Raw genomic sequence first — 13,751 nt, forward strand, 5'->3', positions numbered from 1 at the left:
AGCGTTGCAGTACGACCGGGTGAATTTACTTCCGGTGACGACCCTTGCCGGTGGTCCGCGCCTTCTCCTCGGCCTGCCCGAACCGGGCGACCGCGCGATCCCGCATGAAGCCGAGCGGGTCGGGCGCGTGCAACCGCAGCATCACGCCGTGGACGTCGTCCGGCCGCCCGTAGCCGGTCGCCCGGCTCACCACGTAGGTGGCGAGGAACGCAGCCGGGACGGTGATCAGCGCGGGCTGGTTCGAGAACCACGGCGCCCAGCCGCCGGTGTACTTGCTGACGATGTTGACCACCAGCGCGGTCAGCACCAGCCCGCCGCCGACGAGCATCCCGGCCAGCGCGCCGGGCCAGCTGAGCTTCCGCCACCAGACCCCGAGCAGCAGCAGGGGACTGAACGTGGACGCGGCCAGCGCGAACGACATCCCGACCGAGAGCGAGAGGTCCTCCGACGGCAGCAGCACCGCCAGCGCGAACGGGATCAGCGCCACGATCAACGTCGCCACCCGGAAATCGCGGACCCGGCCGGGCAGGAGGTCGGTGGACACCACCCCGGCGACACTCACCAGCAGCCCGGACGAACTGGACAGGAACGCGGCGAACGCGCCCGCCGCCGTCACCGCGCCGAGGAGCTGCCCCCACAGTCCGGGCAGGACCGCGGACGGGAGCAGGAGGACGGCGGCGTCGGTCTTCCCGGTCACCAGCAGTTCCGGAACGTACATCCGGGACAACGCGCCCAGCAGCGTCGGGAACAGGTAGAACAGCCCGAGCAGCAGCAGGACGTGCACCGTCGTGCGGCGCGCGGCCTTGCCGTCGGGGTTGGTGTAGAAGCGGACCAGGACATGCGGCAGGCCCATGGTGCCGAGGAAGGTCGCGAGGATCAGCGAATAGACCTGCAGCAGATCGGTGAGACTGCCCGAGTTCGGCCGGAGCCAGTCGCCGTTGGACGCGGGAGCGTCACTGACCACCGGGACCGGGGTGCCCGCGGTGAACTTCAGGGTGGTGCCCTTGCCGACCTTGTGCCCGGCTTCCGGGGTCCACACCGCGAAACCGTTGGCGCGCGCGCCTTCCACCTGCCCGTACGCCTCGAGCAAGGTCACCGAGGTGACCTTCAGCGTGACGTCGGTCTGCACCGTGACCGTGGTGTTCTCGGTGAACGCCGGCGGGGCGGGCTGCCCGAGCGGGCGCGCGCTGCCCGGTCCGCCGGAGCCGAGGAAGACGATGCACAGGATGAACGCCGGCACCGCGATGGCGAACAGCTTCAGCCAGTACTGGAAGGCCTGGACGACGGTGATGGCGCGCATCCCGCCCGCGATCACGTTGAACCCGACCACACAGGTCACCAGGATCGCGCCCGCCCACGCCGGCACGGGCAGGATGGTCGCCAGGGTCAGCCCGGCACCCTGCAGCTGCGGGACCATGTAGAGGATCCCGATGAACACCACGAACGCCGTCGAAACCCGGCGCAGCAGGGTCGAACCCAGCCGCATCTCGACGAAGTCCGGCAACGTGTACGCCCCGGATCGCCGCAGCGGCGCGGCGACGAACAGCATCAGCGCGAGATACCCCGCGGTGAAACCGATCGGGAACCACAGCGCGTCGGCGCCGTCCTTGAGCACGATGCCTGCGACGCCCATGAACGACGCGGCGGACAGGTACTCACCGGAGATCGCGGCGGCGTTGCGCCGGGAACGCACGGTGCGGCGGGCGACGAGGAAGTCGTGCGTGCTGACGGCCGACCTCGATGAGCGGTGCCCCAGGTAGAAGGTCAGCACCGCGACCAGCACGATGCCGGCGACGGCCCACGGATTCAGCTGCTGCACAGCAGGGATCCTCGCATGTGCAGCTCCGCAATCAGTTCTCGATCATGTCGACGAAGTCGCGTTCGTGGCGTTCGGCGAGCCGGTTGTACCAGAGCCCGATGCCGAACAGGAACGGAAACGGGGCCACGCCGAGGATCAGCCAGGACAGTGGGATACCGAGAACGGTCGCCCGCCCGAAGGACGGGATCAGGTAGAACAGCACCGGCAACGAGCACAGCGTGACCATCACCAGCAGCGCCAGCAGCGCGGCCGTCCGCAGCTGGATCTTCACCAGGTCCTTGACCAGGAGCTTTCCCCAGCTGGTCTGCTCTTCGAGTTCGACCCTGGCCCGCAACGTGCTGGTGGCCTGCCGCGGATCGGCGAGGATCACCCGCTGCCGCTTGGGTTTGGCGTGGTGTTCGGGCTTCGGCTGCTCGTGTTTCGGACCGGACGGCGCACCCGGCACCGGCTCCACGGCGGCACCCTCGGACGGGGCGGGCTTCTTGTGCCTGCCCTTGCCCAGGGTCGGATCCGGCTCGCGGACGCCGTTGACGCGGCGGTAGAAGTCGTCGGTCATGTCCCGGGGCTACGTCGACCGGTTGGCGCCGACGAGCCGGTCCTTGAGCGCGCGGGTGTGACGGCGGCTCACCGGCAGCACCTTCTCCTCGTTGCCGATGACGACCTGGTAGCCGCCCTGCCCCATGCGCAACTCGGTGATCAACGGCAGCGAGACCAGGAACGACCGGTGGATCCGGACGAAACCCGCCTTCTCCCAGCGCTCTTCGAGCTGGGCGAGCGGGATGCGGACCAGGTGGCTGCCGTCGGTGGTGAACAACCGGGCGTAGTCACCCTGCGCTTCGACCCAGCGGACCGAGGACCGCGGGATGAGCTTGGTCGTGCCGGCGAGTTCGACGGGGATGACCTCGTCGTCGTTCTTGACCTGCCCGACGCCGGTCGCGCCGGGCGGCGGCGCGGCGTTGGCGGCGAGTTTGTCGATCACGCGGGAGATCGCGCGGTCGAGCCGATCCTGTTGGTACGGCTTGAGGACGTAGTCGAGCGCGCCGAGGTCGAAGGCGTTGACCGCCTCTTCGGCGTGCCCGGTCACGAACACCAGCGCCGGTGAGGGGCGCAGCGCGGCGAACACGCGGGACATCTCCATCCCGGACAGGCCGGGCATGTCGATGTCGGCGAACACCGCGTCCACGATCGGCAGGCCGCGTGCCTTGCGGTCACCGAGCCTCGGATCGTCGGTGGACAGCAGGCGGAGCGCCTCCGAAGCATCGATCGCCGGGAAGACCAGGGCGACGTGCGGGCTGTTCCGGAGACAGTGAACCAGTTCGTCCAGCCCTTTGGGCTCATCGTCCACCGCAAGGACAATGAGCTTCCGGGTGTCATCGTGAGCACTCACAGTGAGTCGCATAATGCCCATTGCCGGGTTCCCTGTCCAGCCCGCTCCGGGAAAGTCGAACGAAAAGGACGGCACCGCCCACCCCCGCGCCTGGGGTGGGCGGTGCCGTCATCTTTCCGGTGGCACGAACCGCCTAGCCGTGCCACGTCCGGCCCTTCACGAGGTGAAGGTGAACCAGTTGACGCTCACGAAATCCGCGGGCTGCCCGCTCGTGAAGGTCAGATAGACGTCGTGTTTCCCGGTGACCCCGCTGATGTTCGCCGGAACGGTCCGCCAGCTCTGCCAGCCACCGGTGCCGGCGATGGCGAAGCTGCCGACGGGCGCGTTGGAAAGGCTGTCGAGCCGGACCTCGACCAGGCCGCTCACCCCGCCCGTCGCGCCGGACGCCACCCGCGCCTGGAACTGCCTGGCGGTCTGCGTCCCGAAGTCGATGCCCGGGTACAACGCCCAGTCACCGTTGCCGGCCGGGCCGATGTTCTGGCCGCCGCCGGAATCGGACGTGGCCTGTTTGGCGATCCCGGCCGCCTGGCTGTAGGACTCCGCCTGGATCGTGCCGTACGCGCTGCCACCACCGGGATTGCTCGTCGTTGTCGTTGTCGTCGGGGTGGGTGTCGTGCCCCCGCCACCGCGGGTCAGGACGGTGACGTAGTCGACGAGCATCGGGCGCCCTGGCACGATCCCCGGCCCGGGCGTCGTGGTGCCGGAGTTGTTGTTCGGGAACGCGCCGCCGATGGCGACGTTCAGCAGCACGAAGTAGCCCGCGTGGCCGGTCATGTTCGCCCACGTCGTGGCGTCGACCTGGTTCTGGCTGACCGAATGGAACTGCTGTCCGTCCACGAACCAGCGGAACACGTTGGGGCTGACGGAGGTGTCCCATTCGAAGGTGTAGGTGTGGAACGCGCTCTGGCAGCTCGCGCCGGGGCAGGTCCGGCTGCCGACGAGGCCGGTGGTCTCGTTGCACGGGCCGCCGGGGTTGACGCCGCAGTGCAGCACACCCCAGACCGTGTTGATCCCGTTGACGTTCTCCATGATGTCGAACTCGCCGACGGCGGGCCAGTTCCAGTAGTTGCCGCGATACGGCGAACCGAGCGCCCAGAACGCGGGCCAGTAACCGAGCGCCGCGGCGCCGGTGACGTTCGGCATCTGGATGCGGCCTTCGATGCGCAGCGCGCCGCCCGACGGCGGTTTGAAGTTCGTGCGCTGCGTTTCGATCCGCGCCGAGGTCCAGTTGCCCGCGCCGTCGCGCAGGGGCGTGATCCGCAGGTTGCCGGAACCGTCCTGGGAGAGGTTGGCGGGGTTCGCGGTGTAGTTCTGGATCTCGCCGGTGCCCCAGTTGCCGGGGCCGCCGGGGTAGGCGTGGCCGGTGTCGATGATCCAGTTCGCGTTCGACGGGAGGGAACCCGCGGCGCCGGTGAAGTCGTCGGTGAAGACCGTGGTCCAGCCGGCGGGCGGCGGCGGGACGGCGGCCGAGGCGGGGAACGTCAGGGGAACCGTGATCAGTGCCGCGCCGAGCGCCGAACCGAGCGCGATCTTCCAGCGGCTCCGGGCGGGGGAAAGAACGGACATTCGGACCCTCCTCGTCATCATCGTCGAGGTTTTGTTGCCGGTCACAACAAAGCGGTATGTCCGATATGACACCTGGTCTGAACCACTTACGCCTACCACCGTTCGGGTGAATCCGTTCCCATCCCGAACGCAAGGAAAGGTCCTTTCCTCGCAAATTTCGCAAGGAAAGGACCTTTCATAGCGCGTGGTCAGAGGCCGAAGCGGCTCCAAGCGGCCTTGTGCTGGACGGCGTCCAGCAGCGCGCTCGCCGCGGCGGGAGCGCCGATGCCGAGCCGCGCCAGGAGCGCCTTCTTCGGTTCGGCGACCGAGATCTCGGCGTCCGGGTACCGCTCGGTGATCACCTGACGGAGGCTGCCGACGCCGTCGATGAGACCGAGTTCGACCGCGCGGGCGCCCAGCCAGACGTCCCCGGTGAACAGGTCCTCCGAGCCGGAGAGCCGGTCCCCCCGGCGCTCGGTGACCCAGTCGACGAACAGTTCGTGGAGCTGTCCGTGCATCTTCTTCAGCCATTCCACGTCTTCGGGCTTCTCCGGGCTGAACGGGTCGAGCCGGGACTTGTTCGCGCCCGCGGTGTACAGCCGCCGCTCGATGCCGAACCGCTCCAGCAGGCCGGTGAACCCGAACCCGCCGCTGATCACGCCGATCGAGCCGACCATGGACGTCCGGTGCGCGTAGATCTCGTCGGCGGCGCAGGCCAGCCAGTACCCGCCGGACGCGGCGACGTCCTCGGCGAAGGCCAGCACGGGCACGTTCTTCTCGTCGGCGAGCTGGCGGATCCGCTCCGCGACCAGGCCCGACTGCGTCGGCGCGCCACCCGGCGAGTTGATCTGCAACGCGACGGCCTTCAGCCGATCGTGCGCGAACGCGCGGGTGAGCGCGGACTCGACGGCGGCGAGGTTGATCGCTCCCCTGGCCAGCGGCGACGGGGTCGGCGTGATCACCCCGTGCAGCTTCACCACCGCGACGACGTCCTTGCGCTCACCCCGGTCGCCGATCATCGGGAGACGGGAGGTCAACTTGTCCGCAACGCTCATACCGCCAGGTTACCGACGTTCAGGACGGCAGCACGCCGCTGCGCGAACCGCTCACCCCGCTGGCCTCACTCGGACCGCCCTGCGGTGGGACAGCGGCGCTGTCGGCGGAGAAGTCCGGCAGGTTCGGCCGCACGCCGGGCATGAACTTCGGCACCCGCAGGGTCACCTTCATGCCGGCACCGGGAGCGGTCTCGACCATGAGCGCGTAGTCGCGGCCGAACACCTGCTGCATCCGCTGGTTGATGTTGCCGAGTCCGACGTGCGCGCCCGTGCGGTGCTGGCTGCGGAGGTCCGCGAGTTTGGCGGGCTCCATGCCGATGCCGTCGTCCTCGACGCTGATCAGCGCCTCGGCGCCGTAGTCCTCGGCGATCACCGTCACGCAGCCGCCCGACGGCTTGGACGCCAGGCCGTGCTTGACGGCGTTCTCGACCAGCGGCTGGATGATCAGGAACGGGACGACCACCGAAAGCACCTCGGGCGCGATCTTCATCCGCACCTCGAGCCGTCCGCCGAAACGGGCGTTCTCGATGGTCAGGTACCGGTCGATGTTCCGCAGCTCCTCGGCGAGCGAGGTGAACATGCCCGACGTCCGGAACGAGCAGCGCGTGAAGTCGGCGAAGTCCTGAAGCAGCTCTCGCGCCTCCTCCGGGTCCGTCCGGATCAGCGACGAGATGGTGTTGAGCGCGTTGTAGACGAAGTGCGGCGAGATCTGCGCGCGCAGCGCCTTGATCTCGGCCTGCTGGAGCTGGTTCTTCGATTCGTCGAGGCGGGCCAGCTCGAACTGGGTGCAGACGAACTGCGCGACCGCGTCGGCCATCTGCACCAGCCGCCCGCGCGTGCGCCCGACCACGATCAGCGCGGCCTCGGTCTCGCCCTCGACGATCAGCGGCACGATCACCGCCGTCCGCATCCGGCAGGTACCGCGGTGGTTGCACGGCATCTTGTCGTGCGCGACGACCTCGCGGCGGTGCTTGCGGATCGCGTTGCCGATGGCGTCGACGAGGTCGACGTAGTGGTCGTTGGCCTCGCCGTCCCAGGACAGCAGCGTGCCCTCGCTGTCGGTGATGCCGACCGCGACGCAGTCGAGCATCTCCAGCAGCTGGCTGGTGATCTTGTCGGCGACCTGTTCGTCGAGTCCCTCGCGGAGGTCCGGAGTCGCCTTCGACATCCGGTGGACGGCCTGCAGCACCGCGTTCTCCACGATGCTCGCGGGGCGCCGCAGCTTGATCAGCAGGACGACCACGAGGATCGCGAGGAGCAGCGCCACCCCCCAAGGGATGATCTGCGCGATCACGAGCCCGGACACGGCGTCCATGCTCTGCGCTCGACCAACCGGGTGCAAGGCCTGCTCCCCACTTTCCGTTGAGTTGTGACAACTGAGGGTGGAGCCGACCCTACCCAAGACCGCGGTGGTGTCCCCATGGTCGCTCCCCGTCGACCGGGCAAGACGTCGGCAGGGACGGCGGTCGCCGGGTGCCGGGTGCCGAAGCCGCCGATGCCCGCCCTCTGCCGACCGCCTTTCGCCCCCCGCCTGACCGCATTCAGAGGACGAAATGCATGGGGGCGAGGGTCACTTGAGCAGGCGCGACATCCGCCGGTCGGCGAGGGGCTTCCCCCCGGTCTGACAGGTCGGGCAGTACTGGAACGACTTGTCCGCGAACGAGATTTCGCGGATCGTGTCGCCGCAGACCGGGCACGGCAGCCCGGTCCGCGCGTGCACCCGCAGCCCGGACCGCTTCTCCCCCTTGAGCCGGGCCGCGGATTGACCGACCGAGCGCGTCACGGCGCTGGTCAGCACCTCGCGGATCGCCTCCGAAAGCCCGTCCAGCGCTCCTTCGGACAGCTTTCCCGTTGTGGCGTAGGGAGAAAGCTTGGCCATGTGCATGATCTCGTCGGAGTAGGCGTTGCCGATCCCGGCGATCAGCGACTGGTCGGTCAAGGCCGTCTTCAGCCGTTCGGTGCGTCCGGCGAACAACTTCTCGAGTCCCGACCGGTCCAGCGACAGCGCGTCCGGCCCGAGCCGCGCGATACTGGCGACTTCCTTCTCCGGATCACGCACGATCCAGACGGCCAGGCCCTTCTTCGTGCCCGCCTCGGTGAGGTCGAAGCCCGGCCCCGCGGCCGCGTCGAGGTGGACGCGCAGCGAGATCGGTCCCTTGCCGGGTTTGAGCGGCGTCGGCGACAACGCGTCGGACCAGCGCAGCCAGCCCGCCCTCGCCAGATGGACGACCAGATGGAGGTCGCCGGCGACGAGGTCGAGATGCTTGCCGAACCGGCCGGCCCCGGTGACCTCGCGGCCGTGCAGCTCCGTCCACGGCGGCGTCGCCGTCTTCAGCACACTGAGGGACGACACGTCGATACGGAAGACCGTCTTGCCCACCGCGTGTTCACGCAGGTGGTGAGCGAGCGCTTCGACCTCGGGTAACTCGGGCATGGCCCCAGTCTCGCGTGTTCAGGCCGCGGCGACTACTCCACCGGGTGCAGAGGACCGTCGAAATCCGGCAGCGAGTGCTTTTGGATGGTCTTGGTGATCTTCGAGACCTCGCCGCGCACGGTGAACATGCCGCGGATGGTGCCCACCCAGCGCTCGGACGGCCTGTCACCCGCCAGATCGCCTTCGGTCTCGGCGACCACGGTCCACGGGCGGCGCAGGATCCACCGCAGCGGGAAGAACAACGCGATCAGCAAGAGCGCCAGCGGGACCCAGGACGGGATCATCACGTCCGCCGGGGTCCACATGATGAGCACGATCGCGAGCACCGCCGTCACGACGATCATCGCGATCCCCGGGCCGTAGCTGCCCGCCACATCGTGCTCGAAATCGTCCGCAGTCGCGGGAGCACGCCATTCCATCTGGGCTCGGACCACCCAGTCACGGCCGTCCTCGCCGTGCACCAGCCGGTTCATTCAGTCGCCTCCCGCGCGGCCGCTCGCTCGTCGTGAGCGACCCCCACCGTACCGTGACCACGGCATGATTCGCGAGAGTTCGAAGGCGATACGGCCCTCTCGAGCGTTACGGGCAGGTCGGGTAGTCGACGCCCGGTTCCGGATAGTGGGAAGTCGGCTTCACCGGGCTCGGCTCGTGTTCCGACGACTCCCCGGACGACGGCTCGGTCGTGCTTTCGGGGGTGCCCGAAGCCGGTGAAGTGGACCCTTCCGGGTCCGTCGTCGACTCCGGCGTATTCGGCTCCGTGGGCTCCGTGGACTCCCGCGGCGTCGTGGTCGTCGTCGGGCTCAGCGACTCCTCGGTGGGGCTGAGCGATTCGTCGGGCGGCGGGATGTCGTCCCGCTTCGAGGTGGTCTGGTTCGAGCCGCTTTCCGGGACCTCGTTCCGCGGGGCGGTCTCCTGCACCGGCTTCTGCTCTGGAGGGGGCTGGACGACGAGGTCGCCGCCGCCGAGTTCCTTCCGCGAGGTGCCCGCGCCGGGCAGACTCGGCACGTCGGCCACGCCGAGTTCGGAACCCGGGCCCAGCCCTGTCCGCTTCGGCGAGGAGTCCTTGCCGTGAAGCTGGTCCTCGGCGATCCGCTGCGGCGGAATCTGCACCGGCTGCCCCTGGCCCGGCGGGGCGACCTGCGCCGGCGGCAGCAACGCCAGCTCCGGCAGCCCTCCTCCGGACAACCCGATGGTGTGAGTCACGTCGGTCCCGAACACGGCCGGACCGGCGACGATCCCGACCGCGCCCGCGGCGGCCGTCGACGCCACCGCCATGCCGACCTTCATCTTCGACCCGAGCAGAAGCCCCTTGACCGAAGCGGCGAATCCCGACAACGCCCCGGACGACCCGCTCGCGTAAAGACCGGCGGCACCCGGCACCAGCAGTGCCACCACACCGGCGTGCGCCCGCAGCGAAGAGCAGACGTCGCGCAGCTCGTCGTGCGTGGCCCGGCAGGACTGGCACCCGATCAGGTGGGCCTTGATCCGGCTCGCCTCGGCACCGGTGACGCTGCCCGCGGTGAACCCGCCGAGCTTCTCCACCACCGCCCGGCACGAATCCGGGCCGCGGTTCACCGACAGATGCGCCTGCAGATACGCCGCCCGCAGCCCTTGGCGCGCCCGGCGCGCCAACGCCGCCGTCGCGTTCGCGCTCAGCCCGAAATGCGGCGCGACCATCGACGGCTGCTCGCCCTCGACCTCGGTCTGCCACAACACCGAACGCCAGCGCTCCGGCAAACTCGTGAAGGCGGTCGTGATCAGCGAATGCTCGGCCGTCCGGGCGTTGGTGTCCGCCCCGGCGCCGGCCCGGAACGACAGCTCGTCGTCGCTCACCGGCACGTCACGGCGCGCGCCGTGCCATTCCCACGAGACCCGGCGGGCCACCGTCAGCAGATACGCCCGCACGTAGTCCCGCGGCCCGGCGCCCCGGCGCAACGCCTGAAGCACCCGGAAGAAGGTCTCGGCCGTGATGTCCTCCGCCTCCGACCGATCGGAGGCCAGACTGCGGGCCAGCCGCCGCACCGCGGCGGCGTGAAGTTCGAAAAGCTCCCCGAAGGCGGCGTCCTCCCCTTCGCGGAGCCGCTGGAGCAATGCCTGCTCGTCGGATTCCGAGGCCGCCTGAAGCGGCACCGTGCCCTGCTCGGTCATCCGGCCAGGCACCTCCTCCCCGAAGGACTCACCATTCGGTCGAATGGGGACACCATACGGAGGTATGCAGCCGTCGTCACCCCTTGTACGCCAGGTGTGACACCGAAGCACCTATCGGGGTGGGTTAAAACCGCTACGGACGGTCGGTGTATGGTTGTTCCACTGCTTCAAACGAGTGTTGAAGCGCTGAGGTACATGCGGATGTAGCGCAGCTGGTAGCGCATCACCTTGCCAAGGTGAGGGTCGCGGGTTCGAATCCCGTCATCCGCTCGCAGGCGGGAGAGTCTTGCCCAGGTAACGCCTGGGCCAGGGCCTGCTCGCCATAATTCCCGGGGGCCGAGCCCCCGGACCCCCACGGTTCGTTCACCTCACCCTTGCGGGTGGGTATGGGGCGCGACATCTTCCCAGTTCGCAATGGGTTCTTTGTGGTTACTAAGTGCTACAGGTTCGGTGAGCAGAGTCACACGACCGTAGTAATTCGGATTTGTGCATGGGTCGTGGTGCTGGCGGGGGCGCCTACCTGGGAGTTCGGTACTTTGTGGGCCGGATCTTCGAGGGTGGGGAAGCACGGATGAGTGAGAACGCGCGCGACGGCGGCGCCGTCGCGACGATGGAAGCCGAGCGGAAAACGCCTGAACCGGGCAAGCCCGCGAAGCGCGGCCTACTCGATCGCTTGCCCTACTGGGCGCTGTGGGCACTGACCGCGGTACCGATCCTGCTGTCGATCGCCGAAGTCGTCCGCGCCCCCAAGATCAACCACGCGGACTACTGGGTCGTCCTCGGCCTCGTCGCCGACAAGAACGGCCAACTCGACGTCGCACAGCTGTTCCACCTCTACCACGAGCACCCGATCGTGCTGGTCGGGCTCGTCTTCTGGCTCGACGCCAAACTGTTCGCCGGCACCCAGACCCCACTCGGCTTCCTCAGCATCATCCTCGCCGCGGGCATGTTCGCGGCGCTGTGGAGCATGCTGCCCCGCACTCTCACCGGCCTGCGCCGCGCGGGAGTCGTGGCCGGACTCTCCGGACTGGTGTTCTCCGCGGGCACGGTCGAGTACTTCGGCGACGGCATGATGGGCGTCCAGTGGCTGCTCGGACTCGCCCCCGCCGTCATCGCGATCGCCTTCGCCCACCACGGCAAGCTCATCCCGGCCTTCCTCTTCGCCTTCATGGGCAGCCTCGGGCACGGTGTGGCGTTCCCGGTCTGGATCGTCCTCGCGCTCGTGCTCTGGCTCCGCGGTGAGAGCCGGATCAAGACCGCGCTGCCGCTCGGGCTCGGTCTCGTCGTCTTCATCCTCTGGCGCGTCGCCCCCTGGCCGCCGAGCTATCAGAAGCCGAACGTCGTCGGCGCCGACACCTACCTCGGCGCCATGACCAGCACCATCGGCCAGTCCTGGTCCACCAAGTCGCCGGATCTCGCATTCCTCGCGGGAGCGCTCACCGTCGGTCTCTTCGGTGTCCTGGCCGCGACCGCCGTCAAACAGCGGCTCGCCGCCAGGACCCAGGACTTCACCGGGACTCTCGACGGTCCGGCACCGGTCGCGGCCGTCGCAGGCTGGTTCGGTCTCGCCGCCCAAGTGACCTTGAACGGCGCGATGATCGGCGTCAGCCGAGGCGGCTACAACGCCACCGAAGGCATGTCGTCCCGCTACGTCGGAATCGGGCTCCTCGGCGTCTGCGCGGTACTCGTGCTGCTGGTGACCCGCGGGCCGCGGGCGCTGCGACTCAAGGCGATCCCGCTGGCGCTCGTCATGGCCCTCGCCGTCTACGCGATCGGGAACACCGCCGCGGGCGCGACCCGCTACCGGTACGCGTACCAGCCGGTCCTCGGCGTGGCGATGCAGGTGAACGCGGGCGGCGTGATGAGCAAGATGTACGCCTACCCCGACTTCCTCGAACAGGAACGGACGATGGGCATCTACCCGTTCACCCCGGACTTCACTTTGGGTTGCGGCGCGGGCGGACCTGAACTCGGAACGACCGTCGACCTCGCCAAGGCCGTCGAACTCAAGGGCCCCGGCTACGGCACCAAGGACACCGCCGGCGCCGTCGACACCGCGCCCGTCACCGGTGACAAGCAGATCAACGGATGGGCACTCATCGGCGGCGAGCAGGCCCAGTGCATTCTCATCACCGACGGCGCGGGCAAGGTCGTCGGCGGGGGCACGGTCGGCCTCCCGCGCGACGACATCTCGCAGTTCATGAACGGCACCGGCCGCTCCGGCTGGCAGGCCGTCGCGGCGCCGGAGGTCAAGGATCCGGTCGTCCTCGCCTATCGCGACGGCACGTATCACCGCATCACCACGATCAAGGACGCCGGAAAGGGTTAGAGCGCGGGCGCTTTGAACGAGTCGCGGGCCCGACGCGGCCGAGATTCGCTAACGGGACTCGGGCCTCGGCCAAGGATCGAGTCCCGGATCGGAGTACAGGCAAACCAGCGGGCGATTCGCGCAGACCGCCAACTCCAGTGAGTCTTCAAAGGTGGAACCGAGTTCCCAAATCCAGCCCATGCCAGCGGCAACCACCCTCCCCTCAGCCTCGACGAATACACTTGAATAACTGAGCCATTCACCGATCGGGAAATAGTCCCCACCGAGAACACTCTCCATCTCTTCCGCCAGATCACGCTGCCCTGACCCGGCGGCAAGAGGATCGAAATTGTAAGGCTCGTCATTACTGAAGTTCGAGCCGACTCTATTGACCGGCTCGATCGAGAGCCCGCCGAGCACAGCGAGGATTTCTTCAGCCAAGGGGTGAGCCCGGTACCCTTCATCCTCCAACGGCTTTATCCATTGGCCGACGTCAACTCTCCTGCCCACGCTCCATCCGGATGCAGCAAGCGCCCTGAGTAAATCCTTGCTGAGCGAGTCGAATCGAATCATGGAAATCAGTTGATCCCTAGGTCTTCGATCATCGACGAAACCGCGGGCGGCCGCTCAGATCTCGTAGCCGTCCATCACCGTCGGCGCGACCGGGGACAGGTGGTCGTCGCCGCGTTCGGTGACCAGGCCGCGGGCCATCCGGTACACCTTGAACTCGTTGTCGTGCTCGGGGTCCTGGTCGTCCCAGACGTGCAGGAGACCGTAGGAGCCCGGCGCGAGGTCGCCGACGCGGGTGAACAGGTCCACCAGCTCGGGGCCGATGGTCGTGCCGTGTTTGTCCATGCCGCCCAGGTGCAGCACCGGCACCCCGGCGGCCCAGCGCAGGTCCACCAGGTCGCCGTCGTCGAAGTCGCGGACGGCGCGGTGCACCCGCTCGACGATGCGCTCGAGCAGCGCCGCGTCATCGTCACCGGCAGGGCTCGCTTGGATGGTCACCCACCCGTGATATTCGAACACCGGCCCGAGTTTAGGCAGGTCCGCCC

12 protein-coding genes and 1 tRNA gene are annotated in these 13,751 nt (G+C 68.5%); 2 read left to right on the forward strand and 11 right to left on the reverse strand.

Annotated features, from left to right (window positions below; genetic code table 11):
• Positions 1-25 precede the first annotated feature (25 nt).
• The 9 genes from L324_RS28840 to L324_RS28880 form a co-directional block, all read right to left on the reverse strand.
• Positions 26-1,819, reverse strand: a complete 1,794-nt coding sequence (locus L324_RS28840; protein WP_037315636.1) for a sodium/solute symporter — start codon at positions 1,817-1,819, stop codon at positions 26-28.
• A 31-nt stretch (positions 1,820-1,850) separates the two neighbouring features.
• On the reverse strand, positions 1,851-2,375 hold the full coding sequence (locus L324_RS28845) for a hypothetical protein (RefSeq protein WP_037315639.1): 525 nt from the start codon (positions 2,373-2,375) through the stop codon (positions 1,851-1,853).
• Between the two features lie 9 nt (positions 2,376-2,384).
• A complete protein-coding gene (locus L324_RS28850) occupies positions 2,385-3,218 on the reverse strand; it encodes a LytR/AlgR family response regulator transcription factor (protein ID WP_037315642.1) in 834 nt (277 codons plus the stop codon).
• Between the two features lie 144 nt (positions 3,219-3,362).
• Complete coding sequence (locus L324_RS28855; protein ID WP_037315645.1) at positions 3,363-4,772, reverse strand: carbohydrate-binding protein; 1,410 nt, start codon at positions 4,770-4,772, stop codon at positions 3,363-3,365.
• A gap of 188 nt (positions 4,773-4,960) precedes the next feature.
• Positions 4,961-5,806, reverse strand: a complete 846-nt coding sequence (locus L324_RS28860) for a S49 family peptidase (RefSeq protein WP_037315648.1) — start codon at positions 5,804-5,806, stop codon at positions 4,961-4,963.
• Between the two features lie 19 nt (positions 5,807-5,825).
• A complete protein-coding gene (locus L324_RS28865; RefSeq protein ID WP_037315653.1) occupies positions 5,826-7,121 on the reverse strand; it encodes a histidine kinase in 1,296 nt (431 codons plus the stop codon).
• Between the two features lie 255 nt (positions 7,122-7,376).
• A complete protein-coding gene (locus L324_RS28870; protein WP_037315656.1) occupies positions 7,377-8,240 on the reverse strand; it encodes an Fpg/Nei family DNA glycosylase in 864 nt (287 codons plus the stop codon).
• A 32-nt stretch (positions 8,241-8,272) separates the two neighbouring features.
• Positions 8,273-8,713, reverse strand: a complete 441-nt coding sequence (locus L324_RS28875) for a hypothetical protein (protein WP_037315659.1) — start codon at positions 8,711-8,713, stop codon at positions 8,273-8,275.
• A 106-nt stretch (positions 8,714-8,819) separates the two neighbouring features.
• Positions 8,820-10,388 carry a sigma-70 family RNA polymerase sigma factor gene (locus L324_RS28880; RefSeq protein ID WP_037315662.1) on the reverse strand — a complete coding sequence of 523 codons (1,569 nt, stop codon included), beginning with the start codon at positions 10,386-10,388 and terminating at the stop codon, positions 8,820-8,822.
• 197 nt (positions 10,389-10,585) lie between these two features.
• Here L324_RS28880 and L324_RS28885 point away from each other — a divergent pair.
• Positions 10,586-10,658, forward strand: a tRNA-Gly gene (locus L324_RS28885).
• A gap of 301 nt (positions 10,659-10,959) precedes the next feature.
• The gene (locus L324_RS28890) at positions 10,960-12,717 is read left to right on the forward strand and encodes a hypothetical protein (RefSeq protein WP_037315666.1); all 1,758 of its coding nucleotides are present in this window, start codon (positions 10,960-10,962) and stop codon (positions 12,715-12,717) included.
• A 48-nt stretch (positions 12,718-12,765) separates the two neighbouring features.
• Here the strand turns inward: L324_RS28890 and L324_RS28895 are convergent, their stop codons facing one another.
• Complete coding sequence (locus L324_RS28895) at positions 12,766-13,269, reverse strand: SUKH-3 domain-containing protein (protein ID WP_081736502.1); 504 nt, start codon at positions 13,267-13,269, stop codon at positions 12,766-12,768.
• A gap of 54 nt (positions 13,270-13,323) precedes the next feature.
• Positions 13,324-13,725, reverse strand: coding sequence for an immunity 7 family protein (locus L324_RS28900; protein WP_037315672.1), 402 nt, complete (start codon positions 13,723-13,725; stop codon positions 13,324-13,326).
• Positions 13,726-13,751: the final 26 nt, after the last annotated feature.

This window comes from Amycolatopsis orientalis DSM 40040 = KCTC 9412, from assembly GCF_000478275.1.
In the GTDB taxonomy this organism is placed as follows: domain Bacteria; phylum Actinomycetota; class Actinomycetes; order Mycobacteriales; family Pseudonocardiaceae; genus Amycolatopsis; species Amycolatopsis orientalis.

Bases quoted from the DNA above. Each gene is read 5' to 3' on its own strand.
- L324_RS28845 (WP_037315639.1), bottom strand. From the start codon at position 2,375: ATGACCGACGACTTCTACCGCCGCGTCAACGGCGTCCGCGAGCCGGAT.
- L324_RS28850 (WP_037315642.1), bottom strand. From the start codon at position 3,218: ATGCGACTCACTGTGAGTGCTCACGATGACACCCGGAAGCTCATTGTC.
- L324_RS28855 (WP_037315645.1), bottom strand. From the start codon at position 4,772: ATGTCCGTTCTTTCCCCCGCCCGGAGCCGCTGGAAGATCGCGCTCGGT.
- L324_RS28860 (WP_037315648.1), bottom strand. From the start codon at position 5,806: ATGAGCGTTGCGGACAAGTTGACCTCCCGTCTCCCGATGATCGGCGAC.
- L324_RS28865 (WP_037315653.1), bottom strand. From the start codon at position 7,121: ATGGACGCCGTGTCCGGGCTCGTGATCGCGCAGATCATCCCTTGGGGG.
- L324_RS28870 (WP_037315656.1), bottom strand. From the start codon at position 8,240: ATGCCCGAGTTACCCGAGGTCGAAGCGCTCGCTCACCACCTGCGTGAA.
- L324_RS28875 (WP_037315659.1), bottom strand. From the start codon at position 8,713: ATGAACCGGCTGGTGCACGGCGAGGACGGCCGTGACTGGGTGGTCCGA.
- L324_RS28880 (WP_037315662.1), bottom strand. From the start codon at position 10,388: ATGACCGAGCAGGGCACGGTGCCGCTTCAGGCGGCCTCGGAATCCGAC.
- L324_RS28890 (WP_037315666.1), top strand. From the start codon at position 10,960: ATGAGTGAGAACGCGCGCGACGGCGGCGCCGTCGCGACGATGGAAGCC.
- L324_RS28895 (WP_081736502.1), bottom strand. From the start codon at position 13,269: ATGATTCGATTCGACTCGCTCAGCAAGGATTTACTCAGGGCGCTTGCT.